Consider the following 24431-nt stretch of genomic DNA (forward strand, 5'->3'; position numbering starts at 1 on the left):
CATCGCCGCCTTCCTGGAACTGGACGCGACGGGCCTGAATGCGGCCGACCTGCCGGCCTGCGCCGACGCCTGCACCTGCGGCGCGTTCCCCGCCGTCCCGGCCGCCGCGCCACGGCGCGCCCCCGCGGCCAGCGGCACGCCGGCCGGCATGGAGGAGAACTGACCATGCGCCCGTCCCCGGCCCCCTGCGCCATGGCCGACCTGTTCGGCCGTCGCATCACCTATCTGCGCCTGTCGGTGACCGACCGCTGCGACCTGCGCTGCGTCTATTGCATGGCGGAGGACATGACCTTCCTGCCGCGCGACCAGGTGCTCTCCATCGAGGAATTGGACCGCCTCGCCTCCGCCTTCATCGCCATGGGCGTCACCAAGCTGCGCCTCACCGGCGGCGAACCGCTGGTGCGCAAGGGCATCCTGGATCTGTTCGCCGGCCTGTCGCGCCATCTCTCCTGCGGCGCGCTGAAGGAGCTGACGCTCACCACCAACGGCACCCAGCTGGCCCGCCATGCGCAGGCGCTGGCGCAATGCGGGGTGAAGCGCGTCAACGTCTCCCTTGATACGCTGGACGCCGCCCGCTTCCGCGCCCTCACCCGGCGCGGCACCCTGGGCCAGGTGATGGAGGGCATCGGCGCCGCGCAGGAGGCGGGCCTCAAGGTGAAGCTGAACGCCGTGGCGCTGGCCGGCAGCACCGAGCACGAGGTGTTCGACCTGATCGCCTTCGCCCACGGCCGCGGCATGGACCTCACCTTCATCGAAACCATGCCTTTGGGCGACGTGGGGGTGGACCGCATCGACCAATATCTGCCCCTGGACCGGCTGCGCGCGCACATCGCCGCGCGCCTGCCGCTGCTGGAGACCAGCGAGCGCACCGGCGGCCCGGCGCGCTATGTGCGGGTCGCGCAAACCGGCGGGCGCATCGGCTTCATCACGCCCATGAGCCATTCCTTCTGCGAGAGCTGCAACCGGGTGCGGGTGAGCGCCACCGGCGTGCTGCACACCTGCCTGGGGCAGGAGGATGCCTGCGACCTGAAGGCGCCGCTGCGCGCGAGCCCGGACGACGGCCCGCTGCAGGCGGCTATAGCCGGGGCCATCCGCGCCAAGCCGCGCGGGCATGATTTCGTCATCGACCGCGGCGGGGCGCCGGCGCTTGCCCGCCACATGTCGGCGCTGGGCGGCTGAGGCGGCCCCCACCATGGACGACACCATCCTCGCCCGGGCACTGCACCTGCTGGCCGTCGTCCACTGGATCGGCGGCGTGTCGTTCGTGACGCTGATCATCCTGCCACTCGCCCGCCGGGCGGGCACGGCCGGCGTGGACCTGTTCGAGCGCATCGAGCACCGCTTTGCCGCGCAGGTGCGCGTCTCCATCCCGATCGCCGGCGCCACCGGCTTCTGGATGACCTACCGCCTGGACCTGTGGGACCGCTTCGCCGATCCCGCCTTCTGGTGGATGACCGCCATGGTGGCGGTCTGGACCCTCTTCATGGTGGTGGTGTTCGTGGTGGAGCCGCTCCTGGGCCGGCGCATCGCCGCGGCCGCCCGCGCGGCGCCGGAAGTGCTGCTCGGGCGCGCACTGAAGCTCCATCTGCTGCTGCTGCTCGTGTCCGCGCTGACGATCCTCGGCGCCAGCGCCGGCGCGCACGGGCTGATGCTTTTCTAGAGCACGCGCCGATCAGCTTGCATCGCAAGCTGATCGGACAACGCGTTCTCTATCCTCAAGTTGGAGGGCGATCCGCTCAAGGGAAGCCGCCCTCCAACTTATTGAATAGAGATGACGCGGACCGGCGGGTCCGAAGCAGAAGGATGGACCCCATGCGCACGGCGCAGACCCACAGGACCTTTGCCGGAGCTGCCTTGCTGAGCCGCGGCTTCCGGCCCTTCTTCCTCGGTGCCGGCGTGTTCGCGCTGGCGGCCGTGGCCGTGTGGCCCGCCGTCTTCGGCGGGGACCTGCAACTGCCCACCGCCTTCGCAGCGGTGGACTGGCACGCCCATGAAATGCTGTTCGGCTATGGCGCGGCGGTGGTGGCGGGCTTCCTGCTGACGGCCATCCCCAACTGGACCGGCCGTCTGCCGGTGGCGGGCGGCGCCCTCGGCGCCCTGGCCGTGCTGTGGCTTGCGGGGCGATGCGCGGTGCTGGTGTCAGGCCTCATCGGCTGGCTGCCCGCGGCGGTGATCGACAGCGCCTTTCTCGCCGCCTTCGGCGCGGTGGTTGCCCGCGAGGTGGCCGCGGGCCGCAACTGGCGCAACGTGAAAGTGGTGGGCGTGGTGGTGCTGCTAGCCGCCGCCAACCTCGGCTTCCACCTGGAGGCCCGCTTCACCGGAACGGCCAGCCTTTCGGCCCGGGCCGCCCTTGCCCTCATCGTCTTCCTCATCCTCCTGGTGGGCGGGCGCGTGGTGCCGAGCTTCACCGGCAACTGGCTGGCGCGCCAGGGCGACACCCGCCGCCCGGCGCCGTTCGACCTTGGGGATGCGGCGACCCTCGCGCTGGCCGGCGTCGCCCTCGCCGGCTGGGTGGCGCTGCCGGATGCCCAAGCGGTGGGCATCGGGCTGCTGGCGGCCGGGGTCGGCGCGCTGGCGCGGCTGGCCCGCTGGAAGGGATGGCGGACGGGGCGCGATCCGCTGGTCCTGGTGCTTCACGTCGCCTTCCTGCTGACCGCGGCCGGCTTCCTCGCGGCCGGCGCCCATGCTGTGTGGCCGCTCGCGGTGCCGGCGGCGGTGGGGCTTCACGTCTGGGCCATCGGCGGCATCGGCGCCATGACGCTGGCCATGATGACCCGCGCCACCTTGGGCCACAGCGGCCGCGCCCTGAGCGCCGGCCGCGGGACCCAGGCCATCTATCTGCTGATCGCGCTGGCGCTGATGGCGCGGGTGGCCATGGCGCTCGTGCCCGGCTGGTCCATGCCCCTGATGCTCCTTGCCGCCGGGGCCTGGAGCGCCGGCTTCGCCGGTTTCCTGCTCATCTATGGGCCGATGCTGGCGCGCACGCGGGCAGGACACGGCGGCTGACGGCCATCACCGCAAGGGTGGACGCGGCCGGTCAAGGCGCGCTATGGCATTGGCACGCACATTGCTTATATATGGCGGCGAGAGACGCCATGAAGACCCATCTGCTGACCCGCGAACTCATCGAATCCGGCGGCATCGACGCCATCGCGGCGCGTGACGCGCCCTGCGTGCGCCTGCTTTCGGAGGGCGAGCGCGCGGCCTCCCTGCGCGCCATCCTCGATGCCCGCCCGGCCGGCGACGCCTGGGTCTTCGCCTATGGCTCGCTCATCTGGAACCCCATCGTTCACTCGGTGGAAAGCCGCACCGCCCGCATCGAGGGCTGGCACCGCTCCTTCTGCCTCGCCACCCTGGTGGGGCGGGGCACTGCCGAAAATCCGGGCCTCACCCTGGGTCTTGATGCCGGCGGCGCGTGCACGGGCGTGGCCCTGCGCATCCCCGACGATATATTGGAGCGCGAGCTGACGCTGCTCTGGCGGCGGGAAATGATTGCCGGGGCCTATGTGCCGCGCTGGCTGGATCTGCTGGACGAGGACGGCCGCCCCTTCGGCGCCGCCATCGCCTTCACCATGGACCGTGGGAACTGCCACTATGCCGGCGGCCTGCCGGTGGAGGAGACCGCCCGGCGCCTCGCCTCCGCCGCGGGGGCCATCGGCACGGCGGCGGACTATCTGTTCCAGACCTGCGAGGGCCTGCGCGCCCATGGCATCCCCGACCCCTCCATGGAAGACCTGGCCGCCCGCGTCGTCGCCCTCCGGGCGGAGGCGGAGGAATAGCCGGCGGCCGACCGCGGCCCCGCTTTGTCCTTGCCAACCACCGCCGGACGCGGCAAACCCGCGGCATTCCTTTGCCGACGCGAGCATTGCCATGGCCCACTGGCTCTACAAGTCCGAACCCTTCAAATGGTCGTGGGAGATGCAGGTGAAGGCGGGGGCCAAGGGCACCCATTGGGACGGCGTGCGCAACCACCTCGCCAAGCAGCAGCTGCTCGCCATGAAGAAGGGCGACAAGGGCTTCTTCTACCATTCCAACGAGGGCAAGGAGATTGTCGGCATCGTCGAGGTCATCAAGGAGGCCTATCCCGACCCCTCCGACCCCACCGGCAAGTTCGTGATGGTGGACATCAAGGCGGTGAAGCCGCTGAAGACCCCCGTCACCCTCGCCGCCGTAAAGGCCGAGCCACGCCTTTCCGAAATGGCTCTGATGCGCTTCTCGCGCCTCTCGGTGCAGCCGGTGACGGACGAGGAATGGGCCATCGTCTGCGGAATGGGCGGGGTGTGAGCCGCGCCATCACCGACCCCCCCGCCTTCATCCGCGCCGAGACCCGCCTGCGCCCGGTGCCGCTGGTGCCCGAAATCTCGCTCCATGTGGCCGACGAGGCGGTGCCCATCTGGCAGCGCACCGAGGAGGAGCTGGGCGAGCTCGGCCTGCCGCCGCCCTTCTGGGCCTTCGCCTGGGCCGGCGGGCAGGCCCTCGCGCGGCATGTGCTGGACCATCCCGAGACGGTGAAGGGCCGGCGCGTGCTGGATTTCGCCTCCGGCTCCGGGCTCGTGGGCATCGCCGCCATGAAGGCCGGGGCGGCGGAAGTGGCCTGCGCCGACATCGACCCGTTCGCGGTGGCCGCCATCGCCCTCAACGGGCAGGCCAACGGCGTTGCCCTCTCGCCCACGCAGGACGACCTCATCGGCACGGACGCAGGCTGGGACGCGGTGCTGGCCGGCGACATCGCCTATGAGCGCGACCTTGCCGAGCGGGTGTTCGCCTGGCTCATGGCGCTGGCGGCGCGCGGCGCCACGGTGCTGATCGGCGATCCCGGCCGCACCTATCTGCCCAGGGACGCGCTGGAGAAGCTCGCCGAATATGCCGTGCCGGTGACGCGGGAGTTGGAAGACATGGAAATCAAGCGCACCAGTGTCTGGCGCCCGCGCGCCGCGCCCCCGCAGGCCGCATCCGCCTGAGCTGGCCGTCCCCGGAAGGGGAACCTCTCACGCCTTGCGCGCGAACAGGGCTGCCGCGGCCACGCAGAGCCAGCCGGCGATCATGGCCGCGCCGCCCACCGGCGCGCTGCCGCCCAAGAGCTTGACCTCCATCAAGGCGCGCGAAGCAAGGTCGCCCGAAAAGAGGATGCAACCGATAGCAATGGCACTCGCGCCCGTTCGCAAAAGCGTCGCACCGCGGGCGGTATGGAGGATGACGCCGGCAAGGCCGGCGAGGGCTACGGCGTTGAACAGAAGGAAGTGCGCCGCCGTCTCCAGGTTGGCGCCGCCTCCCATATGGGTCGCAGCCGCCGCCGCCGCGACGCCGAGGGCGCCGAACAGGCCGGCGAGGAACAGGAGTGATCGGGTCCACGCGTCCACGGCGTCACCTCGCATGAGCGGGCTGGCACGACGGCAGCGTGCCGGTGCCGGACGGTCTATAATGCCGGGCCCTGGCGCACGGAATGGTGCGGGCTGCGGCATTGCGGTGCAGGGAACAACGGAAGCAGGATCGACGGCATTTCACGACGAAGGGTTATGCACCCAAAGTCTGGCCCGCCGGTGCCTTGTGGAGCCAAGGCCGGCTCACCATAATCCGGCCCAACCAAGGCGGGTCAAACCGCAATGAACCAAGGGTTGCGGGACGAAGCCGCGCAAGAGGGAGGCAAGAGCCATGTCCGATAAGGTCTACGACGTCCCGGCCGCCTGGGCCCAGAAGGCTTATGTGGACGATGCACATTATCAGTCCATGTACGCCGCATCGGTGAACGACCCGGCCGCCTTCTGGGGCGAGCATGGCCAGCGCATCCACTGGTTCACGCCCTACACCAAGGTGAAGAACACCTCGTACGATCCCGGCCACGTTTCCATCAAGTGGTTCGAGGACGGCGTGACCAACGTCTCCTACAATTGCATCGACCGCCACCTTGAGGAGCGCGGCGATCAGGTGGCCATCATCTGGGAAGGCGACAACCCGGACGAGAGCCGCAAGATCACCTATCGCGAGCTCTACAGCGAGGTGAACAAGTTCGCCAACGTGCTGCGCAACCGCGGCGTGGAGAAGGGCGACCGCGTCACCATCTATCTGCCGATGATCCCCGAAGCGGCCTTTGCCATGCTGGCGTGCGCACGGCTCGGCGCCATCCATTCCATCGTGTTCGGCGGCTTCTCCCCGGACAGCCTCGCCGGCCGCATCTCCGATTGCGGCTCCAAGTGCGTGATCACGGCGGACGAAGGCCTGCGCGGCGGCCGCAAGGTGCCGCTGAAGGCCAATGTGGACGCTGCCGCGGACCAGATCGACGGCGGTGTGGACCATGTGATCGTGGTGCGCCGCACCGGCGGCAAGGTGAACATGACCCCCGGCCGCGACGTCTATTATGACGAAGCCGCCGCCATGGTGACGGACGAGTGCCCGCCCGAGCCCATGAATGCGGAAGATCCGCTGTTCATCCTCTACACCTCGGGCTCCACCGGCAAGCCGAAGGGTGCGCTGCACACCACCGGCGGCTATCTCGTCTATGCGTCCATGACGCATCAATATGTGTTCGACTACCACCCCGGCGACATCTACTGGTGCACCGCCGACGTGGGCTGGGTGACCGGCCACTCCTACATCGTCTATGGCCCGCTCGCGAACGGCGCCACGACCCTGATGTTCGAGGGCATCCCCAACTATCCCAACGTCTCCCGCTTCTGGGAGGTGATCGACAAGCACCAGGTTTCCATCTTCTACACCGCCCCCACCGCCATCCGTTCGCTGATGCAGACGGGCGAGGAGCCGGTGAAGCGGACGTCGCGTTCGTCCCTGCGCCTGCTGGGCTCGGTGGGCGAGCCCATCAACCCGGAAGCCTGGGAATGGTATTACCGCGTGGTGGGCGAGGAGCGTTGCCCCATCGTGGACACCTGGTGGCAGACCGAGACCGGCGGCATCCTCATCACCCCCCTGCCCGGCGCCACCAAGCTGAAGCCCGGCTCCGCCACCCGCCCCTTCTTCGGCGTCATCCCGGAAGTGGTGGATGCGGAAGGCAAGGTGCTGTCGGGTCCCTGCGAGGGCAACCTCGTGATCGCCGATTCGTGGCCGGGCCAGATGCGCACGGTCTATGGCGACCACGAGCGCTTCGAGCAGACCTATTTCTCCACCTACCCCGGCAAATACTTCACCGGTGACGGCTGCCGCCGCGATGCGGATGGCTATTACTGGATCACCGGCCGCGTGGACGACGTGATCAACGTGTCCGGCCACCGCATGGGCACCGCCGAGGTGGAAAGCGCCCTCGTCGCCCATCCGAAGGTGTCGGAAGCGGCCGTGGTGGGCTTCCCCCACGACATCAAGGGCCAGGGCATCTATGCCTATGTGACGCTCATGGAGGGCGAGGAGCCCACCGAGGAGCTGCGCAAGGAGCTGGTGGCCTGGGTGCGCCGCGAGATCGGCCCCATCGCCTCGCCGGACCTCATCCAGTTCGCGCCCGGCCTGCCCAAGACCCGCTCGGGCAAGATCATGCGCCGCATCCTGCGCAAGATCGCGGAAGACCAGTTCGAGAGCCTCGGCGACACCTCCACCCTGGCCGATCCCGGCGTGGTGGACGACCTCATCCACAACCGCCAGAACAAGCGCACCGCGGCGGCGTGAGTGGCGGATGACTGACGGAACGGGGGCGGGGTCATTCCCGCCCCTTTTCTTTTGGGCGCGGGCTCGGCAAGCGGCACCGCCGGTCGCGGCAGCCGCGCAGCGACGCCGGGCATGCGAGCCCATCGGCCCCGGTCTTTGACCGGTTCCAAGCGGGCGCGCTCAGGCGCCGCGCGGGCGCAATAGCAGGGGCGGCTCAGGAAGAAGCGGAAAAGCGCCGACCTGTCAGTGGGTGCGGCCGGGCACCGTATATTCGCCGGCTTCCACGCGCTCGGCGACGCGGGCGACGAATTCGGCGCTGGCCTTTTCCCCATAGGTGGCCACAAGGCTGCGCAAGGCGGTGAACAGCGCCGCCTGCACCAGGCAATCCTCGTCGAGCCCCTCGCGCACCGCCTCGACCCATGCGTCGTTCAGATAGGTCAGCGCCGCATGGCGATCATCCGCGGCCATGTCAGCGATTTCCGGAAGCTCGATGGCGGGATAAGGCAAGGTGGACACGTGCATCGCCTCCGCGCCGTGGACCATGACGGCGCCTGCCGATGTCTAGCACGCCGGCCGCCGCGGGAAAGGCCAGTTCTGACCAAAAGGTTAATGCGAACAGGCTAATTTCCTCCATAGCGCACCACGATGTCGTGAGCGAGCCGGGCGCCCTCCTCCAGCTGGCGCTCCACCGCCACGCGGGCCGCCGGGGTGCAGCTGCGGTACACCTCGGCATAGCTGGCATAGCCCCGGTTGAAGCTGGCGATGATCTTTCCCTTGCGGGCATCGGAGGGCTGCTCGGTTTCGATGAGGCTCTGCATCTCGGTGCGCCAGCGCTGGGCCTCGCCGGTCACCCCGCACAGGGGGCGCAGATAGTGCAGCGCGCCGAGAATCTCGGCGAGGCGCATGAGATCGGCATCATAGGGCGGCGGCGCCCCCTCTGCGGGCGCGGCGCGGGACGGCACGGCGCCGGGCACGGCGGCGGCCAGCGTGAGGACGCAGACGAGGGACAGGATGCGCATGGCGGCGAATGTCATCGCCCCCACTCCTGCGGCGCCCGGCTCATCAGGTCAAGGCTCGATCACCAGGCGCGCGGCCTGGGCCACCACCTCGGCCAGCCCCTCCGTGGTGGCGAGGGCGGCCACCTCGTGCGGGCGGAACCAGCCCACCTCGGCCGCCTCCGCCCCCGGCGCCGGCTCCCCGGCGCGCCAGCGCGCCGCATGGGCGACGACGACGAAATGGGCCGCGAGATGCCCCTCGGTATCCCGCAGGATGATGTCCTTCGTGCCGGCGAGGCCGATGATCTGCGCGTCCACCCCCACCTCCTCCATCACTTCGCGCGCCGCCGCCTCGGCCAGAGTCTCGCCCGGCTCCACCCGCCCCCCGGGCAGGCTCCACAGCCCGGCGCCGGGATTGGCGGCGCGGCGGGCCAATAGCACCAGGGGGCCGCGGAACACGGCGGCGCTGGCGGCAAGGGTCGGGCGCACCGGGGGGCGAACGGGGGCCGCCCCGTCGGCGGGCGCGTCTGTCACGGCATTGGTCATGGCGGCATGGCTCAGGCTTTAGCGGCCCGTGACGGGCGACTTGTGATGCATGGCACGGAGCTTACCTTCACCGCATCAGCGGAGCACGCGATTCGTGAACCCCGAAGACCCCGACACCTCCACCCCGCCCGGAAGCGCGGCAGCGTCCCGCGCGCGGGCGCCGACGCGCCGGCGCGCAGTCTCCGCCCCCCGCGCCTGGCAGCGCATGCTCTCCGGCCGCCGGCTGGACCTGCTCGACCCCTCGCCCCTCGACGTGGAGATCGAGGACATCGCCCACGGCCTCGCCCGCGTCGCCCGCTGGAACGGGCAGACCTCCGGCGACAACATCTTCTCCGTGGCGCAGCATTGCCTTCTGGTGGAGCGGCTGTCGCGCCGCACCCATCCCGACATCGACCCGCGCTGGCGCCTGTGCGTGCTGCTGCACGACGCGCCGGAATATGTGATCGGCGACATGATCTCCCCCTTCAAGGTGGTGATCGGCGGCGACTACAAGGCGGTGGAGGCGCGCCTTCTGGCCGCCATCTCCATCCGCTTCTCGCTGCCGGTGGCGTGGCCGCAGGAGCTGGTCAAGATCGTGAAGGCCGCCGACCGCTCCGCCGCCTTCTTCGAGGCGACGCGCCTTGCGGGCTTCTCCGCAGCGGAGGCGCAGGCCTTCTTCGGCCGCCCCGCCCGCCTCGACGCAACCCAGGAAAAGGACTATCTCACCCCATGGACAGCGGACTGCGCAAAGGCGCGGTTTCTGCAAAGGTTCGAGGAGCTCAGGCCATGATCCATGTATGCTCCCTTGCCCGTCTGCACGAGACGGTGGAAGCCACCGGCGCGCGGCACGTGATCACCTTGATCAATGGCGGCACGGTGCTCACACGGCCCAGCAACGTGGACCCCACCAACCATCTTTTCCTCGGCATCAACGATATCGTGGAGGAGATCGAGGGCATGGTGGCGCCCGGCGAGACCCACATGCACGAGTTGTTCGAGTTCGTGCACGCCTGGCCGCGGCAGACCCCGCTGGTGATCCACTGCTACGCCGGCATCTCGCGCTCCACCGCGGCGGCCTATGCCACCTTGTGCGCCCTCCTGCCCGACCGCGACGAGATGGAGCTGGCCCAGCGCCTGCGTCATGCCTCCGCCACCGCGACCCCCAATCCGCGCATCGTGGCGCTGGCGGATGCGGCGCTGCGGCGCGAGGGCCGCATGATGGCCGCCATCCACGCCATCGGCCGCGGTGCGGACGCCTTCGAGGGCGAGCCCTTCTCACTGCCGGTGAGCTGAGACGCGGGCGAAATCTTGCCGCAGGGCCGCACCAGCCGGCCCCGCGGCCTCAGGCTCACGCCTGTTCCAGCACCCCCACCAGACCCGGCACCGGAACCCCCTTCTCGGCGCGCGTGGAGGCCTCCTCCAGTGCCAGCACCGCGAGCCCGGCTTCGGCGGCAAGGCGGCGCACGAGGCCGGCGGAATGGGCATAGCGCAGGGTATCGCGCAGCAGCACGCCTTCGCCCGCATGGGTTTCCACGGTGAAGGCGAAAAGCCCGCCGCCCGCCAGCGCCCGGGCGCCGGCCTTCAGGATGGGGACAAGATCCGCCACGTAGCACAAGGCGTCGGCGGCCAGCACGAGGTCGAGCGCGCCCGCCGCCTCCCCCGCCAGCGCCGCGCCCATCTCCCCCGCCTCCAGCCGGGCATAGAGGCCCAGCGCCGCCGCCTTCTCCAGCATGGCGGGGGAAAGGTCCACGCCGCAAAGGCGCTCCACCAGCGGCGCGAACAGGATGCCGGCCAGCCCGGTGCCGCAGCCCAGGTCCAGCCCGCGGGCGAAGGCGAGCGAACGGCCCCGGGCGGCGCAGGCCCGCATCACCGCATCACGGATGAGCTCCGGCCCGCGATAGGCCAGCCGGTCGCGTAGCGCCGTGTCGAAGCGGTCGGCATATTGGTCGAACAGGGTGCGCACATAAGCGGGCGACATGGCGCCCTCGGCCGGCATGGCGCCGAGGCGGGCAAGGCGCAGCCCCGCCCCCAGCGCATCCGCCGCATCCTGCGCCAGGGCGGCGCGGAACGCCGCCACCGCCCCTTCCCTCTCGCCGAGGGCGAGCCGCGCTTCGCCCAGAAGGAACCAGGCGGCGGAAAAGCCCGGCGCCTCGGCCACGGTCTCGGCCAGGAGGGCGGCGGCGGCGGCGGCATCGCCTTCGGCCAGGAAGGCGCGGGCCCAGTCCAGCCGCCGGTCGAGCACCGGGTCGCCTGAGGTGGCGGAATAGGTTGGGAGAGCCACGGCGACCTCGCACAATGAACGAGCGCCTCCCATATAGGCAGGAGCCCGCCCGATAAAGCCATGCGCGCGAGGGTCATGCGCCCGGAAGACCTGCTCTGCCCCTCGCCGAAGGGGCTCTATTCCCCCGCCGGGGATTTTCACGTGGACCCCACCCGCGCGGTGCCGCGGGCCGTGATCACGCACGCCCATAGCGACCATGCCCGGCCCGGGCACGGGCAGGTGCTCGCCACCCGCGAGACGCTGGACCTCATGGCCATCCGCTACGGCGCGGGCTTTGCCGGCAGCGTGCAGGAGATCGCCTATGGCGAGCGGCTCGCCATCAACGGCGTGAGCGTGAGCGCCCATCCCGCCGGGCATGTGCTGGGGTCCGCGCAGATCCGGCTGGAGCGGCACGGCCTCACCATCGCGGTGTCCGGCGACTACAAGGATGCGGCCGATCCCACCTGCGTGCCGTTCGAGCCGGTGCGATGCCATGTGTTCGTCAGCGAGGCGACCTTCGGCCTGCCGGTGTTCCGCCACCCCGACGCCATGAGCGAGACGCACAAGCTGCTGCGCTCGGTGCGCATCTTCCCCGAGCGCACCCATATCGTCGGCGCCTATTCCCTCGGCAAGGCGCAGCGCATGATGGCGCTGATGCGCGCGGCCGGCCATGGGGCGCCGCTCTATGTGCATGGCGCCCTCACCGCCATCACCGATTATTACGTGGGGCGCGGCATCGCCCTGGGCGACATCCGCCCGGTGAAGGGCGAGGCCAGGGCCGCCTTCGCCGGCGCCATAGTCATCGCCCCGCCCGCCTCCATGACCGACCTGTGGGCCCGGCGCTTTGCCGATCCCATCACCTGCTTCGCTTCCGGCTGGATGCGGGTGCGCGCCCGCGCCCGCCAGCGCGGGGTGGAACTGCCGCTGGTGGTGTCCGACCATGCGGACTGGGACGGGCTGACCGCCGCCATCCGCGCCACCGGGTGCGAGGAATTGTGGGTGACCCACGGCGCCGAGGATGCGCTGGTGCACTGGGCGCAGAGCCGGCAGATCCGCGCCAGGCCGCTGCGCATGGTGGGCTACGGGGAGGAGGACGAGGAGGCGGCCCCGGCCGCGCCAGCCGCGCCATGAACCGCTTCGCCGCCCTGCTCGACCGCATGTCCTATGAGGCCGGCCGCAACGCCAAGATCCGGCTGATGGTGGACTATCTGGCCACCACGCCGGACCCCGAGCGCGGCTTCGCCCTCGCCGCACTCACCGGCGCGCTCTCCTTCGCCAATGCCAAGCCCGGCCTGGTGCGCAGCCTCATCATGGAGCGGACCGATCCGGTGCTGTTCGAGATGTCCTACGATTATGTGGGCGACCTTTCGGAGACCGTCGCCCTCATGTGGCCGAAGACGGAAGGCGCGCCGGCCCACGCCCCCCTGCTGTCGGAAATCGTGACGGCCCTGGGGACGCTGCCCAAGGCCGCCCTGCCCCGCACCCTGGCCGGCTGGCTGGACGGGCTGGACGAAACCGGCCGCTGGGCGCTCCTGAAGCTCATCACCGGCGCCATGCGGGTCGGCGCCTCCGCCCGCCTCGCCAAGACCGCCGTGGCCAGCCTGGGCACGGTGACGCCGGACGAGGTGGAACTGGTGTGGCCCGGCCTTGCGGCGCCTTACGAGGAGCTGTTCGCCTGGGTGGAGGGGCGCGGACCGCGGCCGGAAACCTCGAACCCCGCCCCATTCCGCCCGGTGATGCTGGCGCACGCCATCGAGGAAGCGGACTTCTCCACCCTCGCCCCGCAGGATTTCCGCGCCGAATGGAAATGGGACGGCATCCGCGTGCAGGCCGTGGCCGGCACCGGGCCGGACGGGGAACGGGCGGTGCGGCTCTATTCGCGCACCGGAGAGGACATTTCCGGCGCCTTCCCCGACCTTGCGCAGGCCATCACCTTCGCTGGCGCCATGGACGGGGAATTGCTGATCGTGCGCGAGGGGCGTGTCGAGCCGTTCAACGTGCTGCAGCAGCGGCTGAACCGTAAGGCGGTGACGGTGAAGATGCTGGCGGAATTTCCCGCCCACATCCGCGCCTACGACCTGCTCGTGGACGGCACGCAGGACCTGCGCGACCTGCCCTTCGCGGCCCGCCGGGCCCGGCTGGAGGCGCTGGTGGGCCGGCTTGCGGCGCCGCGCATCGACCTTTCCCCCCTCGTGCCCTTCTCAAGCTGGGACGAGCTGACCCGCGCCCGCCGCGATCCGGCCGGCGCCGGCGCCGGGCCGGATGCGCCGGCGGTGGAAGGGGTGATGATCAAGCGCGCCGACAGCCCTTACCTGCCAGGCCGCCCCAAGGGGCCGTGGTGGAAATGGAAGCGCGATCCGCACACGGTGGACGCCGTGCTGATGTATGCCCAGCGCGGCCACGGCAAGCGCTCGTCCTTCTATTCCGACTATACTTTCGGGGTGTGGACCAGCGGCGCCGAGGGCGACGTTCTGGTGCCGGTGGGCAAGGCCTATTTCGGCTTCACCGACGAGGAGCTGAAAAGGATCGACGCCTTCGTGCGCGCCTCCACCATCAACCGCTTCGGCCCGGTGCGCGAAGTGGTGCACGAGAAGGATGCGGGCCTGGTGCTGGAAGTGGCATTCGAGGGCCTTTCCCGCTCCACCCGCCACCGCTCCGGCATCGCCATGCGCTTTCCCCGCATCGCCCGCCTGAGATGGGACAAGCCGCCGGGGGAGGCGGACCGGCTGGAGACGCTGGAGGCGCTTCTGGGGTGAAGGGCCCCTGCCCTCAGACGGGCCGCGGGCGTGGCCCCTGGCCTGCCTCCAGACCCCGCGCCCAGCCACCGGCGCCGCGGGGTGCTGCCCCCTACTGGCTCGCCCAGATGATCCGCGCCATCCATTCCAGCTGATCCAGCGGGATCTGCCGATCCTCATGGAGGGGATTGAGGGAGCGCAGCTCCACGTGGCGGGTGGTCTTGCGCGCCAGCTCCTTGGCCAGCACTTCGCCGTCCTTCGTCTTCACCACCACCCGGTCGCCGCGCCGCACCGAGGCGGCGGGGGAGACCACCACGATGTCGCCGTTGCGATAGACTGGCTGCATGGAATCGCCGGCGATCTCCAGGGCGTAGGCGTGGGCGTCGTCCACCTCCGGGAAGGCGATCTCGTCCCAGCCGGCCCCCACCGGAAAGCCGGCATCGTCGAAGAAGCCGCCCGACCCCGCCTGGGCGAAGCCGATCTGCGGGATGGCGTGGATGGGCCCCTTCAGCGGCTGGGCCTCCTCCTCGAAGCCGGCGGGGCCGGCGGCGCCCTGCGGGGTGAGCAGGGCGAAGAACAGCTCGGCGCTGGTGCCGGTGGCGGCCAGCGCCTTGGCGATGCTCTCGGTGGAGGGCCAGCGCAGGCGGCCATCGGTGGTGATGCGCTTGGAGCGGTTGAAGGTGGTGGAATCAAGCCCCGCCCGCCGCGCAAGGCCGGAGGTGGACAGGCCGTGCTGCTCCGCGAGCTGGTCGATCGCGCGCCAGACCTGGCTGTGAGTGAGCATGGGATCTTCCCGTCCTCGCCGCGGGTTCACGGACAATAAGAATTTGTTCCCTTTTTGTACAGGATTTCGGTCCTCATGCAACCGGAGGGTGGCGGGGGGTTGCCGTTTCGTTCGCATCTGGCTAGATCCCGCGCCAAGCCTTCCGCTTCCTCCCCATGGAGCCTCCATGCCCGCACCCGGCCTCGTGTTCAAGATCTGTCCCGCCGCGCTCTGGCAGGAAGCCGAGGCGCATGGCGTGTTCACCGGCGCGCCGGTGGACCATGCGGACGGCTTCATCCACTTCTCCACCGCCGCGCAGGTGCGCGAGACCGCCGCTCGCCATTTCGCCGGCGCCCGCAACCTGAAGCTGGTGGCGGTGGCCGCGGCGGCCCTGGGGCCGGCGCTGAAATGGGAGCCCTCCCGCGGCGGCGACCTCTTTCCCCACCTCTACGGTCCCCTGCCGCTGCCGGCGGTGCGCTGGGTGAAGGACCTGCCGCTGGGTACGGACGGGGCCCACGCCTTTCCCGATCTCGACTGATCAGCCGGCAAAGGTGCGGCGGCTCAAGGCCGGCAGCCGCAGGGCCTGAAGGGCGCCGCGGGCGATGAGGAAGGCGAGGAAGGCGAGCCACAGGCCGTGATTGCCCAGCGGGCGCAGTGCCCACCAGGCCACCAGATAGACGGCGAGGGCGACAAGCATCAGGTTGCGCATGTCGCGCGACCACAGGGCGCCGATATAGACGCCGTCGAAGGCATAGGCGGCCACCCCCGCCACCGGCAGCAGCGCGGCATAGAGCAGGAAATCGCGCGCCGCCGCCCGCACCTCGGGGCTGGTGGTCATGGCATCCACCAGCGCCGGCCCGGTGGCGAGATAGATGGCGCAGGCGGCAAGGGCGAAGCCGAAGCCCCAGAGCAGGCAAAGCCGCACGCCGGCGGCAAAGTCGGCCCGCCGCCGCGCGCCCACCGCCGCGCCGCAGATCTGCTCTGCCGCGGTGGCGAAGCCGTCGAGGAAATAAGCGGCCACCATCACCATGTTCTGGAGAATGGCGTTGGCGGCGAGCGTCACGTCGCCCGCCCGCGCGCCCTGCGCCGCGAAGAAGGAGAAGGCGAACATGAGCGCCGCCGTGCGGATCATGATGTCGCGGTTGAGCAGGAAGGCTTCGGCGATCCGCGCGCGATCGAGCAGCACCGCGCGCGGCACGCCGAACCCGCCGCCCAGCAAGCGCAGGCACAGGAGAAGGCCGGCGCCGGTGCCGGCGATCTCGGCCGCAAGGGTGCCCGCCGCCGCGCCCGCCACCCCCCACCCGGCCCCGAGCACGAGGCCGGCCGTGAGCGCCATGTTGAGCAGGTTCACCCCCACCTGCAGCGCCAGCGCCCGCCCGGTGCGCCCAAGGCCAACCAGCCAGCCGAGCACCACATAATTGGCGAGGGTGAAGGGGGCGGCATAGATGCGGATGGCGTAATAATCGCTCACCGCCGCATTCACCTCGGCGCTGGCGCCCGCCAGGCCCAGCGCGAGCCGGGCGATGGGGGCCTGCAGCGCCACCAGGCCGAGGCCGCAGGCCAGCGCCACCAGCAGCGCCCGGGCGAGGACGGCGCGCTCCTCCACCCTGTCGCGCCGGCCCAGCGCCTGGGCGGCAAGGCCCACCGTGCCCATGCGCAGGAAGCCGAACACCCAGAACAGCATGTCGAAGATGACGGCGGCCAGCGCCACGCCGCCCAGCAGGGCGGCATCGCCGAGGCGGCCAACCACCGCCGCATCCACCACGCCGAGCAGCGGCGTGGTCAGGTGCGCCACCGTCATCGGCAAGGCGATGGCGAGCACGCGGGCGTGGGTGACCGCCGGCAGCCGTTGCGCGAATGTCATGGGGCCGTCACCGGCGGCGCGTCAGCGGCGGCCGAGCAGGCGCATGATGAGCCAGAGCGGAATGACCACCACGGCGCCCAGCAGGAAATAGCGCCACAGCCGCTCCACCGCCTCGAAGCTGAAATTGAACAGGTTGCGCACCAGCCGTTCCAGGCTGGTGAGGATGTTCATGGGGTCGAGCCCCAGCGCCGCAAGGATGACGCCCACCACCACCGACAGGAGGACGAGCCGCACCAGCACCCAGGCGGGCGAACCGCCGAAGAAACGGGTGATCTCGTTGTTCTCGGGCATGGAGTCTCTCCTTTGTGCGCCGTGATCTAGCACGAGCGCTTGCCAAGGGGGAGGGATGTGGAGCGCCGCTTACCCGGCCTCCAGGAAAGACCTGACCAGACGGACCGTCGCCGACGGATTTTCCTCCATGATCCAGTGGCCGCTGCCGGGCACCACGCCGCCCTGCACGTTGGTTGCCGCGAACCTCATGACCTCGGCCATGGTCAGGCCGAACGACATTTCGCCGCCCAGCGCCAGCACCGGCACCGTGAGCTTTCCCTGGGCGAGAAATGCCGCATTGTCGGCGGCGTCCTGGTCGAACGCGGCGAATTGGGCGAAACCCGCGCGCATGGCCCCGGGCAATGCATAAAGCGCCGCATAATGTGCGCGGGCGGCCTCCGTGAAATGGCTGGGATCGGCGGAGAATTCGTTCCAGAACCGGTCGAGGTAGATGCGCTCACGCCCCGCCACGAGGCGCTCCATGTCCGGCCCGCCGAACCGGAAGTGCCAGAGCAGGGGATTCTTGAGGATTTCATCCCACGGCCCCACCCCCGGCAGCGGCGCGTCGATGAGCACGAACTTCGTCACCCGGTCGCGATGGAGGGCGGCGAAAGCAAAGCCCACCATGTTGCCGATGTCATGGGTGACGAGCGCCGCCGTGTCGATCTTCAGGGCGTCGAGGACGCCGGCCATGTCCCCGGCCTGTGTCTTCTTGTCGAAGCCGCCCGGCGGCTTGCCGGAGAGCCCCATGCCCCGGAGGTCGGGCACCACCACCGTATGGTCCGGCGCCAGCGCCGCGGCCATCGCGCCCCACATGTCACCGGTTTCTCCATAGCCATGGAGCAGCAGCGCGGCAGGTCCCTTCCCGCCCACCCGCACGTGGAGGGTGGTGCCGTTGGTGGCGATCTCCTCGATGCGGAAATCGGCGGGAAAGGGGACGATCTGCCCGGGCGGCGCCGCGGCGCGGGTCGATGATGTATCGGACATGGCGTTTCTCCCCCACCGCTGGCCGGCGGACCCCGCGGGCGTATGGGCGTGGCGGAGTATGAACCCCTACAGCCGTCTGGCGTAACTATTTGGCAGATCCGTGCGGGGTCGTGTCCCGAATTTGCCTCCCGGGCCCAAACCTGCTAACAGCCTTGCCCTTCACACGGACGGCCATGCCGATCCTGCCGACCGGGCCGAGAGCCCGGAGGCCCCCGCCCGACAGCGCGTTGCGCCCTCGGGCGTGCTTTGCGTTGGCTTTTGACGCATCGCCAGCGGGCCGCGGCGGGGAGCAGAACCGGCCGATGTGAGCCCAAACAACACGGACACCCATGTTCGATACCCTTTCCGACCGCCTCGGCGGCATACTCGACAAGCTGAAGCGGCGCGGCGCCCTCACCGAGGCCGACGTCGGCGAGGCCATGCGCGAGGTGCGCCGGGCGCTGATCGAGGCGGACGTGGCGCTGGACGTGGTTCGGTCCTTCACCGACCGGGTGCGCCAGCGCGCCGTGGGCGTGGAGGTCATCAAGTCCGTCACCCCCGGCCAGATGGTGGTGAAGATCGTCCACGACGAGCTCGTGGCGACCCTGGGCTCGGACGCCGACCCCATCGACCTCAACGCCCCCGCCCCGGTGCCGATCCTGATGGTCGGCCTGCAGGGCTCGGGCAAGACCACCTCCACCGCCAAGATCGCCAAGCGCCTCACCGAACGGGCTAAGCGCAAGGTGCTGATGGCCTCGCTCGACACCCGCCGCCCGGCGGCCATGGAGCAATTGGCCACGCTGGGCAGGCAGGTGGAGGTCGCCACCCTTCCCATCGTCGCCGGGCAGAGCGCCGTGCAGATCGCGCGGCGCGCGATCGAGGCCGCCAAGCTCGGCGGCTACGACGTGGTGATGCTGGACACCGCCGGCCGCGTCACCCTCGACGAGGCCCTGATGGCCGAGGTGGCCGAGGTGAAGGCCGTCACCGGCCCGCACGAAGTGCTGCTGGTGGCCGACAGCCTCACCGGCCAGGATGCGGTGAACACCGCCAAGGCCTTCGATGGCCGCGTCGGCCTCACCGGCATCGTGCTGACCCGCGCCGACGGCGACGGGCGCGGCGGCGCGGCGCTCTCCATGCGCGCCGTCACCGGCAAGCCCATCAAGCTGCTCGGCACCGGCGAGAAGATGGACGCGCTGGAGGATTTCGACCCCCACCGCGTGGCCGGCCGCATCCTCGGCATGGGCGATGTGGTGGCGCTGGTGGAGAAGGCCGCCGAGGCCATCGACATCGAGAAAGCGAAGGTCACCGCCGAGCGCATGCGCAAAGGCACCTTCGACCTGGACGACCTGCGCAGCCAGCTGGAGCAGATGGCGAAGATGGGCGGGCTCGGCGGGCTCATGGGCATGCTGCCCGGCGTCGCCAAGGTGAAGAACCAGATCGCCAGCGCCAATCTCGACGACAAGGTGTTCAAGCGGCAGGTGGCCATCATCAATTCGATGACGCCCAAGGAGCGCCGCGCCCCCAAGCTGCTGGACGCCTCGCGCAAGCGCCGCATCGCCTCGGGCTCCGGCACCAAGGTGGAGGAGATCAACCGCCTGTTGAAGATGCACCGCCAGATGGCCGACGTGATGAAGGCCATGGGCGGCCCCGCCGGCAAGCGCGGTCCGCTCGCGGGCCTTGCCGGCATGATGGGCTTCGGCGGCGGCGGGCCCTCCCCCGAGATGCTGAAGGACATGGCGGATAAGATGGGCGCCGGCGGCCCCGGCGCGCCCGGCGGCCTGCCCCCGAGCTTCCCCGGCCTGCCGGGACCGGGCGGCGGCATGCCGGCCAAATTCCCCGGCGGCCTGCCCGGCCTGCCGAAGCTCCCCCCAGGACTGGGAGGGCCCGGCAAGAAGAAGTGACGCCGCAAACCCGACCGCCGTGCCCCTGCCGCATCACCGTCGCCCTGCGGCTTGACCGGAGGGCCGTGGCTGGGGTGGCCCCAAATCGGATGAAGGCGCGGCAGGCCGGCTCAAGCCCCGGCATCGGCGCACATCGGCGAGGCGGCCCCTCCGGTCAAGCCGGGGAGTGACGGCAACAACGATCACCCGAACAAGACCATCAAGATACTGAACTAAAAGGAAAAATCATGTCTCTCAAGATCCGCCTCTCCCGCGGCGGCGCCAAGAAGCGCCCCTATTACCGCATCGTCGTCGCCGACGCCCGCTCCCCGCGTGACGGCCGCTTCATCGACCGCATCGGCTCGTTCAACCCGCTGCTCGCCAAGGATGCCGAGAACCGCGTGGTGCTCGACACCGAGAAGGCCAAGGCCTGGCTTGAAAAGGGCGCCCAGCCCACCGACCGCGTGGCCCGCTTCCTGGATGCCGCCGGCCTCCTGAAGCGCGACGCCCGCAGCAACCCGAAGAAGGCCGAGCCCGGCGAGAAGGCCAAGGCCCGCGCCGCCGAGAAGGCCGACAAGGCCGCCAAGGCCGCCGCCGCCGAAGAAGCCCCGGCCGAGTGAGGCTCCGGCGGACCCGTTCCACACGGTCCGCCCCATCCTGCGCCCGCCCCCGCCCGGGGCGGGCCGCAGCACATGCCGGAACGCGTTCTCTATCCTTAAAGTTAGAGCGCGATCCGCCGAGGCGCGCGGCGTCGCCGCAACACCCGCCGGTGAACGCCGTCCCGGTCCTCGCGCCGGAGCGCGGGAACGGGCGGCTCCCCTCCCCCTCCCGGCCGCGGATTTCAGTTGCACCCGCTGCCTGGATGCCCCGGGCCTTTCGAAACGCCCGCCGGCATCCCATCTGCTCCCTGCCCGAAGCCCGGACGCGGCAGCATGCGTGGTTTCCCGCGCCCGCCGTCGGGTCTAGAAGGACGGGTAGCAGCCCCATTCACTGAGACACGTCCTGCCCCGGAGCGCCGCATGTCCGAATCCGTCACCCTCTCGTTCGCACGACTGACCACCGCCCCCAAGGGCGTGCTGATCGTACTCACCGACGAGAGCCTCGCCTTCGGCGCGCCGACGCAGAAGATCCTGAAGGGGGCGGATGCGGCGCTGACCCGCGCCTTCGATGCCGAGCGCTTCAAGGGCAAGGCCTGGAGCAGTGTGGACCTGCTCGCCCCCGCCGGCCTCGATCTGCCGCGCCTCATCGTCATCTCGGTGGGCAAGGCGGCGGAGCTCAAGGCCAGCGATTTCCTGAAGCTCGGCGGCGTCGCCGCCGGCAAGATTCCCGCCTCCGCCCGCGAGGCCACCCTCGTGCTGGACCTGCCGGGCACCAAGGTGAGTCCCGAGGCCGCGGCCGAGGTGGCGCTGGGCGTGCGCCTGCGCAGCTACAAGTTCGACCGCTACAAGACCAAGAAGAAGGACGACGCCAACGACGGCCCGCTTGCCGTGAGCCTCCTCGTCGCCGACGAGGCCGGCACCCGGCGCGCCTTCCCCGTGAAGGAGGCCGTGGGCGACGGCGTGCTGCTGGCCCGCGACCTGGTGAACGAGCCCGCCAACGTGCTCGACCCGCCGGAATTCGCCCGCCGCGCGCAGGAGCATCTGGCCTCCGTCGGCGCCGAGGTGGAGGTGATGGACGACGCGGCCCTCGCCCGCGCCGGCATGCGGGCGCTGCTGGGGGTCGGCCAGGGCTCCATCAAGGAAAGCCGCGTGGTGGTGATGCGCTGGAACGGCGGCGCCAAGGACGAGGCCCCGGTGGCCTTCATCGGCAAGGGCGTCACCTTCGACACCGGCGGCATCTCCATCAAGCCGGCCGCCGGCATGGAGGACATGAAGGGCGACATGGGCGGCGCCGCCTGCGTCACCGGCCTCATGTATGCGCTGGCCGCCCGCAAGGCCAAGGTGAATGCGGTGGGCGTCATCGGCCTGGTGGAGAACATGCCCGACGGCGCCGCCCAGCGTCCCGGCGACATCGTGACCTCCCTGTCGGGCCAGACCATCGAGATCATCAATACCGACGCCGAGGGCCGCCTCGTGCTGGCGGATGTGCTGTGGTACGCCAAGGAGCGCTTCAAGCCGCAGTTCATGATCGACCTCGCCACCCTCACCGGCGCCATCCTGGTGGCGCTGGGATCGGAATATGCGGGCCTCTTCTCCAATGACGACGCCTTGTCCGAGCGCCTCGCCAAGGCCGGCACGGAAACCGGCGAGAAGGTGTGGCGCATGCCGCTGGGCGCGGAATACGACAAGCTCATCGATTCCAAGTTCGCCGACATGAAGAACACCGGCGGCCGCAATGCCGGCTCCATCACCGCCGCCCAGTTCCTGCAGCGCTACGTGGACAAGACCCCCTGGGCGCACCTGGACGTGGCCGGCACCGCCATGTCCTCCCCCGCCTCCGACATCAACAAGAGCTGGGGCTCGGGCTGGGGCGTGCGGCTGCTGAACCAGCTGGTGAAGGACCATTACGAGGGGTGAGGCTCACGCTGGCCTTTCCCGCGTCCCGTCGCCCTCCGGCTTGACCGGAGGGCCCATCCCCCGGCCAGCGCAGACGCCGAAGAGATGGAACAAGCGGCGCCATGGGTCCTCCGGTCAAGCCGGAGGACGACGGCGGCGGGGCGGTGAGGGATAGCGCTGGGGGCGGCAGAAGTTTGACCGCTCCTCACCGGCTTCTGGCGAACTATTCCGCAGGGCCGGCGTGCGGCGGGTGCTTCGGCTCGGTCAGGCGTACGGCGGCATAGCCCATCGCGATCACGACGAGCGGCAGCACCACATACGCATAGAGCCAGAGGCCGGTCATATCAGTCGTCCAAGCACGCTTCTTGCCATAAAGTGTAGCACACCGGCGGCCGCCAGCCAAAACAGGCTGCCGACGGCGATCAGCACCCCGCCCGGCGCGGTCGCCGCGCCGCCCAATCCATAGAGCGAAGCCGCCGCCGGTCCCAGCGCCCCCACGGTGAGGCACGCGGTGGAAGCGCGGTCCAGGGCATTGGCCGTCAGCTTGGTGCGCTCATTCTGGATCAGGCTCATGGCACGGCATATGCGCAGCCGGCCCGCCGGGGTCAAGAAGCCGAGCCGCGGCGCCGGAACGACGGCGAATTGCCGTGCAATCGGGGGCCGAAATGCCCTAACTTCCGCACGTCCCTCCCGCGCCACGGCCCATGACCGAAATCCTCTTCTACCACCTCGAACGCCGCCCCTTGGAGGACGTGCTGCCGGCGCTCCTGGAAAAGTCGCTGGAGCGCGGCTGGCGGTGCGTGGTGCAGTGCGGCTCGGTGGAGCGGCGGGATGCGCTCGATTCCCATCTGTGGACCTATGGCGAGGCCTCGTTCCTGCCCCACGGCACCGAGGCCCAGCCCCTGCCCGAGCGCCAGCCGGTGCTGCTGGCGACCACCGAGGCGAACCCCAACGGCGCGCAGGTGCGCTTTCTGGTGGATGCGGTGCCTTTGGCCGATCCCGCGCCCTACACCCGCGTGGTGCATCTGTTCGACGGGCGGGACGACGAGCAGGTGGCCGCCGCCCGCGAGCGCTGGCGCGAGGCCAAGGCCGCCGCCACGGCCCAGGGCCATACCCTGACCTATTGGCAGCAGGACGAGAACGGCCGCTGGGTGCGCAAGGCCTAAGCGCCTACGCCCCGCCGGAGCTGCGGCCGCGCACGGCCTTCAGCACCATGCCGAACACCTGCATGAGCACGGCCGGCAAGGCGCTGTCGAACGGATTGCGCACGATGCCGACGATGCGCGACACGCCCGCCTCGGCGGCCTTCAGGTCACGGCTCACCGCCTCCAGCGCCACGGTGTGCACCTCATTGGCCACGTCAAGCTCGCGCCCGGGCTTGAGGCTGGCGCCCACCAGCACCAGCAGCACCGCCAGCACCATGCCCGCCGCGCCGCTGATGGTGGCGGCAAGGATGGGGCCGTAGACCTGTTCCAGGGCGAGGAAGCCGGCAATGCCCAGCATCACCGCGCCGAACCCGCCCACCAGCGCGGCGAAGGCGTAGAGGCCCGACTTGGCCGTGAGCCGCCGCAGGTGGATCTCGGCGATGATGAGATCCGCCCGCAGCAGGATGCGCAGATTGCGTACGAGGGTGTCCATGTCGCTCATCAGGGCCTCCGCCTCCATATGCTGCCGATGAAAAGGCCCGCCGCAAGGCAGGCTCCCGCCGCCGCGAGCGGATGCGCCTTCAGCAGGGCCTCCACGCCGGCACCCATGCCGGAAAGGGCGGCGGCCACGTCCGCGGCTGCATCCTGCGCCGCCGCATCCAGCGCAGCGGGATCATCCGCCGGCGCCGGTTCCGCGGCATGGCTGGTGGCGGAGGGGCGGGCCGCGCCGCTTTCCCCCGCACCGGCGGAAGCGGGGGCCGGGGCCGGCTCCGCCAGGGCGGCGCCACGCGCGGCACGGGCGGTCGCATCCAGCTCGGCCTTCAGGGCGTCGATCCGCGCCGCGATGGGTTCGGCCCCGCTCACTTCGCCCTCCCGATCCGCTCGCCGGCGCCGCCGGCCTTCCGGTACGACGCCGCCAGCCTTCCAGCACAGGATGGAGCCCGCC

Annotated in this window: 28 protein-coding genes; 16 read left to right on the forward strand and 12 right to left on the reverse strand. The window is 70.5% G+C overall.

The window, feature by feature from the left end:
• Positions 1–165: 165 nt before the first annotated feature.
• From moaA to ACI7BZ_RS19070, 6 genes are all read left to right on the forward strand, one after another.
• On the forward strand, positions 166–1179 hold the full coding sequence (gene moaA, locus ACI7BZ_RS19045) for a GTP 3',8-cyclase MoaA (protein ID WP_414118703.1): 1014 nt from the start codon (positions 166–168) through the stop codon (positions 1177–1179).
• Positions 1180–1192: 13 nt separating this feature from the next.
• Positions 1193–1660: a hypothetical protein gene (locus tag ACI7BZ_RS19050; protein WP_414118704.1), complete on the forward strand. Its 468-nt coding sequence runs from the start codon at positions 1193–1195 to the stop codon at positions 1658–1660.
• 152 nt (positions 1661–1812) lie between these two features.
• Positions 1813–3006, forward strand: coding sequence for an NnrS family protein (locus tag ACI7BZ_RS19055; protein ID WP_414118705.1), 1194 nt, complete (start codon positions 1813–1815; stop codon positions 3004–3006).
• Positions 3007–3095: 89 nt separating this feature from the next.
• On the forward strand, positions 3096–3779 hold the full coding sequence (locus tag ACI7BZ_RS19060) for a gamma-glutamylcyclotransferase (protein WP_414118706.1): 684 nt from the start codon (positions 3096–3098) through the stop codon (positions 3777–3779).
• 91 nt (positions 3780–3870) lie between these two features.
• Complete coding sequence (locus ACI7BZ_RS19065; RefSeq protein ID WP_414118707.1) at positions 3871–4284, forward strand: EVE domain-containing protein; 414 nt, start codon at positions 3871–3873, stop codon at positions 4282–4284.
• Positions 4251–4961 (forward strand): class I SAM-dependent methyltransferase, encoded by a 711-nt coding sequence (locus ACI7BZ_RS19070; RefSeq protein ID WP_414118708.1) that lies wholly within the window; start codon positions 4251–4253, stop codon positions 4959–4961. The genes ACI7BZ_RS19065 and ACI7BZ_RS19070 overlap by 34 nt, the downstream gene beginning before the upstream one ends.
• A 27-nt stretch (positions 4962–4988) precedes the next feature.
• Here the strand turns inward: ACI7BZ_RS19070 and ACI7BZ_RS19075 are convergent, their stop codons facing one another.
• A complete protein-coding gene (locus tag ACI7BZ_RS19075; protein WP_414118709.1) occupies positions 4989–5360 on the reverse strand; it encodes a DUF423 domain-containing protein in 372 nt (123 codons plus the stop codon).
• 292 nt (positions 5361–5652) lie between these two features.
• Here ACI7BZ_RS19075 and acs point away from each other — a divergent pair, with 292 nt between their 5' ends.
• The gene (gene acs / locus ACI7BZ_RS19080; RefSeq protein WP_414118710.1) at positions 5653–7608 is read left to right on the forward strand and encodes an acetate--CoA ligase; all 1956 of its coding nucleotides are present in this window, start codon (positions 5653–5655) and stop codon (positions 7606–7608) included.
• 222 nt (positions 7609–7830) lie between these two features.
• Here acs and ACI7BZ_RS19085 read toward each other — a convergent pair whose 3' ends face one another.
• From ACI7BZ_RS19085 to ACI7BZ_RS19095, 3 genes are all read right to left on the reverse strand, one after another.
• The gene (locus ACI7BZ_RS19085; RefSeq protein ID WP_414118711.1) at positions 7831–8103 is read right to left on the reverse strand and encodes a hypothetical protein; all 273 of its coding nucleotides are present in this window, start codon (positions 8101–8103) and stop codon (positions 7831–7833) included.
• A gap of 104 nt (positions 8104–8207) precedes the next feature.
• Positions 8208–8621, reverse strand: a complete 414-nt coding sequence (locus ACI7BZ_RS19090; protein ID WP_414118712.1) for a TIGR02301 family protein — start codon at positions 8619–8621, stop codon at positions 8208–8210.
• Positions 8622–8654: 33 nt separating this feature from the next.
• Entirely contained in the window at positions 8655–9128 is a 474-nt protein-coding gene (locus tag ACI7BZ_RS19095; RefSeq protein WP_414118713.1) for an NUDIX hydrolase, read from the reverse strand.
• A 205-nt stretch (positions 9129–9333) separates the two neighbouring features.
• Between ACI7BZ_RS19095 and ACI7BZ_RS19100 the strand changes: the two genes are divergently transcribed.
• Both ACI7BZ_RS19100 and ACI7BZ_RS19105 read left to right on the forward strand, forming a co-directional pair.
• Complete coding sequence (locus tag ACI7BZ_RS19100; protein ID WP_414119215.1) at positions 9334–9897, forward strand: HD domain-containing protein; 564 nt, start codon at positions 9334–9336, stop codon at positions 9895–9897.
• The gene (locus ACI7BZ_RS19105) at positions 9894–10400 is read left to right on the forward strand and encodes a tyrosine phosphatase family protein (RefSeq protein ID WP_414118714.1); all 507 of its coding nucleotides are present in this window, start codon (positions 9894–9896) and stop codon (positions 10398–10400) included. The genes ACI7BZ_RS19100 and ACI7BZ_RS19105 overlap by 4 nt, the downstream gene beginning before the upstream one ends.
• A 55-nt stretch (positions 10401–10455) precedes the next feature.
• Here the strand turns inward: ACI7BZ_RS19105 and ACI7BZ_RS19110 are convergent, their stop codons facing one another.
• Entirely contained in the window at positions 10456–11388 is a 933-nt protein-coding gene (locus ACI7BZ_RS19110; RefSeq protein WP_414118715.1) for a class I SAM-dependent DNA methyltransferase, read from the reverse strand.
• Between the two features lie 75 nt (positions 11389–11463).
• Between ACI7BZ_RS19110 and ACI7BZ_RS19115 the strand changes: the two genes are divergently transcribed.
• Positions 11464–12498, forward strand: coding sequence for a ligase-associated DNA damage response exonuclease (locus tag ACI7BZ_RS19115; RefSeq protein ID WP_414119216.1), 1035 nt, complete (start codon positions 11464–11466; stop codon positions 12496–12498).
• Positions 12495–14123, forward strand: a complete 1629-nt coding sequence (locus ACI7BZ_RS19120; RefSeq protein ID WP_414118716.1) for a cisplatin damage response ATP-dependent DNA ligase — start codon at positions 12495–12497, stop codon at positions 14121–14123. Before ACI7BZ_RS19115 ends, ACI7BZ_RS19120 begins: the two co-directional genes overlap by 4 nt.
• Before the next feature lie 91 nt (positions 14124–14214).
• Here the strand turns inward: ACI7BZ_RS19120 and ACI7BZ_RS19125 are convergent, their stop codons facing one another.
• Positions 14215–14886, reverse strand: coding sequence for a S24 family peptidase (locus ACI7BZ_RS19125; RefSeq protein ID WP_414118717.1), 672 nt, complete (start codon positions 14884–14886; stop codon positions 14215–14217).
• A 166-nt stretch (positions 14887–15052) separates the two neighbouring features.
• Here ACI7BZ_RS19125 and ACI7BZ_RS19130 point away from each other — a divergent pair, with 166 nt between their 5' ends.
• On the forward strand, positions 15053–15403 hold the full coding sequence (locus ACI7BZ_RS19130; RefSeq protein WP_414118718.1) for a DUF952 domain-containing protein: 351 nt from the start codon (positions 15053–15055) through the stop codon (positions 15401–15403).
• Here ACI7BZ_RS19130 and ACI7BZ_RS19135 read toward each other — a convergent pair whose 3' ends face one another.
• From ACI7BZ_RS19135 to ACI7BZ_RS19145, 3 genes are all read right to left on the reverse strand, one after another.
• The gene (locus ACI7BZ_RS19135; protein ID WP_414118719.1) at positions 15404–16729 is read right to left on the reverse strand and encodes an MATE family efflux transporter; all 1326 of its coding nucleotides are present in this window, start codon (positions 16727–16729) and stop codon (positions 15404–15406) included.
• Positions 16730–16750: 21 nt separating this feature from the next.
• Entirely contained in the window at positions 16751–17020 is a 270-nt protein-coding gene (locus ACI7BZ_RS19140; RefSeq protein WP_414118720.1) for a DUF6460 domain-containing protein, read from the reverse strand.
• A gap of 69 nt (positions 17021–17089) precedes the next feature.
• Positions 17090–17986 (reverse strand): alpha/beta fold hydrolase, encoded by an 897-nt coding sequence (locus ACI7BZ_RS19145; protein ID WP_414118721.1) that lies wholly within the window; start codon positions 17984–17986, stop codon positions 17090–17092.
• A 329-nt stretch (positions 17987–18315) separates the two neighbouring features.
• Between ACI7BZ_RS19145 and ffh the strand changes: the two genes are divergently transcribed.
• From ffh to ACI7BZ_RS19160, 3 genes are all read left to right on the forward strand, one after another.
• Positions 18316–19866, forward strand: coding sequence for a signal recognition particle protein (gene ffh, locus ACI7BZ_RS19150; protein ID WP_414118722.1), 1551 nt, complete (start codon positions 18316–18318; stop codon positions 19864–19866).
• A 227-nt stretch (positions 19867–20093) separates the two neighbouring features.
• Positions 20094–20465 (forward strand): 30S ribosomal protein S16, encoded by a 372-nt coding sequence (gene rpsP, locus ACI7BZ_RS19155; protein ID WP_414118723.1) that lies wholly within the window; start codon positions 20094–20096, stop codon positions 20463–20465.
• A gap of 399 nt (positions 20466–20864) precedes the next feature.
• Positions 20865–22361: a leucyl aminopeptidase gene (locus tag ACI7BZ_RS19160; protein WP_414118724.1), complete on the forward strand. Its 1497-nt coding sequence runs from the start codon at positions 20865–20867 to the stop codon at positions 22359–22361.
• Between the two features lie 318 nt (positions 22362–22679).
• Here the strand turns inward: ACI7BZ_RS19160 and ACI7BZ_RS19165 are convergent, their stop codons facing one another.
• Complete coding sequence (locus tag ACI7BZ_RS19165) at positions 22680–22913, reverse strand: hypothetical protein (RefSeq protein ID WP_414118725.1); 234 nt, start codon at positions 22911–22913, stop codon at positions 22680–22682.
• 131 nt (positions 22914–23044) lie between these two features.
• On the opposite strand from ACI7BZ_RS19165, the gene ACI7BZ_RS19170 reads away from it, so the two are divergent.
• Positions 23045–23506: a DNA polymerase III subunit chi gene (locus ACI7BZ_RS19170; protein WP_414118726.1), complete on the forward strand. Its 462-nt coding sequence runs from the start codon at positions 23045–23047 to the stop codon at positions 23504–23506.
• 4 nt (positions 23507–23510) lie between these two features.
• On the opposite strand, the gene ACI7BZ_RS19175 is transcribed toward ACI7BZ_RS19170, so the two are convergent.
• Together ACI7BZ_RS19175 and ACI7BZ_RS19180 are read right to left on the reverse strand one after the other, a co-directional pair.
• Entirely contained in the window at positions 23511–23987 is a 477-nt protein-coding gene (locus ACI7BZ_RS19175; protein WP_414118727.1) for a hypothetical protein, read from the reverse strand.
• Entirely contained in the window at positions 23987–24349 is a 363-nt protein-coding gene (locus tag ACI7BZ_RS19180) for a hypothetical protein (RefSeq protein ID WP_414118728.1), read from the reverse strand. The genes ACI7BZ_RS19175 and ACI7BZ_RS19180 overlap by 1 nt, the downstream gene beginning before the upstream one ends.
• Between the last annotated feature and the right edge of the window lie 82 nt (positions 24350–24431).

This window comes from Xanthobacter sp. AM11 (assembly GCF_047444035.1).
Classification (GTDB): Bacteria; Pseudomonadota; Alphaproteobacteria; order Rhizobiales; family Xanthobacteraceae; genus Xanthobacter.

What these genes read in the sequence shown, in the direction of transcription:
- moaA (WP_414118703.1), top strand. Translation starts at nt 166, where the DNA reads ATGCGCCCGTCCCCGGCCCCCTGCGCCATGGCCGACCTGTTCGGCCGT.
- ACI7BZ_RS19050 (WP_414118704.1), top strand. Translation starts at nt 1,193, where the DNA reads ATGGACGACACCATCCTCGCCCGGGCACTGCACCTGCTGGCCGTCGTC.
- ACI7BZ_RS19055 (WP_414118705.1), top strand. Translation starts at nt 1,813, where the DNA reads ATGCGCACGGCGCAGACCCACAGGACCTTTGCCGGAGCTGCCTTGCTG.
- ACI7BZ_RS19060 (WP_414118706.1), top strand. Translation starts at nt 3,096, where the DNA reads ATGAAGACCCATCTGCTGACCCGCGAACTCATCGAATCCGGCGGCATC.
- ACI7BZ_RS19065 (WP_414118707.1), top strand. Translation starts at nt 3,871, where the DNA reads ATGGCCCACTGGCTCTACAAGTCCGAACCCTTCAAATGGTCGTGGGAG.
- ACI7BZ_RS19070 (WP_414118708.1), top strand. Translation starts at nt 4,251, where the DNA reads ATGGGCCATCGTCTGCGGAATGGGCGGGGTGTGAGCCGCGCCATCACC.
- acs (WP_414118710.1), top strand. Translation starts at nt 5,653, where the DNA reads ATGTCCGATAAGGTCTACGACGTCCCGGCCGCCTGGGCCCAGAAGGCT.
- ACI7BZ_RS19090 (WP_414118712.1), bottom strand. Translation starts at nt 8,621, where the DNA reads ATGACATTCGCCGCCATGCGCATCCTGTCCCTCGTCTGCGTCCTCACG.
- ACI7BZ_RS19095 (WP_414118713.1), bottom strand. Translation starts at nt 9,128, where the DNA reads ATGACCAATGCCGTGACAGACGCGCCCGCCGACGGGGCGGCCCCCGTT.
- ACI7BZ_RS19100 (WP_414119215.1), top strand. Translation starts at nt 9,334, where the DNA reads ATGCTCTCCGGCCGCCGGCTGGACCTGCTCGACCCCTCGCCCCTCGAC.
- ACI7BZ_RS19105 (WP_414118714.1), top strand. Translation starts at nt 9,894, where the DNA reads ATGATCCATGTATGCTCCCTTGCCCGTCTGCACGAGACGGTGGAAGCC.
- ACI7BZ_RS19115 (WP_414119216.1), top strand. Translation starts at nt 11,464, where the DNA reads ATGCGCCCGGAAGACCTGCTCTGCCCCTCGCCGAAGGGGCTCTATTCC.
- ACI7BZ_RS19120 (WP_414118716.1), top strand. Translation starts at nt 12,495, where the DNA reads ATGAACCGCTTCGCCGCCCTGCTCGACCGCATGTCCTATGAGGCCGGC.
- ACI7BZ_RS19125 (WP_414118717.1), bottom strand. Translation starts at nt 14,886, where the DNA reads ATGCTCACTCACAGCCAGGTCTGGCGCGCGATCGACCAGCTCGCGGAG.
- ACI7BZ_RS19130 (WP_414118718.1), top strand. Translation starts at nt 15,053, where the DNA reads ATGCCCGCACCCGGCCTCGTGTTCAAGATCTGTCCCGCCGCGCTCTGG.
- ACI7BZ_RS19135 (WP_414118719.1), bottom strand. Translation starts at nt 16,729, where the DNA reads ATGACATTCGCGCAACGGCTGCCGGCGGTCACCCACGCCCGCGTGCTC.
- ACI7BZ_RS19140 (WP_414118720.1), bottom strand. Translation starts at nt 17,020, where the DNA reads ATGCCCGAGAACAACGAGATCACCCGTTTCTTCGGCGGTTCGCCCGCC.
- ACI7BZ_RS19145 (WP_414118721.1), bottom strand. Translation starts at nt 17,986, where the DNA reads ATGTCCGATACATCATCGACCCGCGCCGCGGCGCCGCCCGGGCAGATC.
- ffh (WP_414118722.1), top strand. Translation starts at nt 18,316, where the DNA reads ATGTTCGATACCCTTTCCGACCGCCTCGGCGGCATACTCGACAAGCTG.
- rpsP (WP_414118723.1), top strand. Translation starts at nt 20,094, where the DNA reads ATGTCTCTCAAGATCCGCCTCTCCCGCGGCGGCGCCAAGAAGCGCCCC.
- ACI7BZ_RS19160 (WP_414118724.1), top strand. Translation starts at nt 20,865, where the DNA reads ATGTCCGAATCCGTCACCCTCTCGTTCGCACGACTGACCACCGCCCCC.
- ACI7BZ_RS19165 (WP_414118725.1), bottom strand. Translation starts at nt 22,913, where the DNA reads ATGAGCCTGATCCAGAATGAGCGCACCAAGCTGACGGCCAATGCCCTG.
- ACI7BZ_RS19170 (WP_414118726.1), top strand. Translation starts at nt 23,045, where the DNA reads ATGACCGAAATCCTCTTCTACCACCTCGAACGCCGCCCCTTGGAGGAC.
- ACI7BZ_RS19175 (WP_414118727.1), bottom strand. Translation starts at nt 23,987, where the DNA reads ATGAGCGACATGGACACCCTCGTACGCAATCTGCGCATCCTGCTGCGG.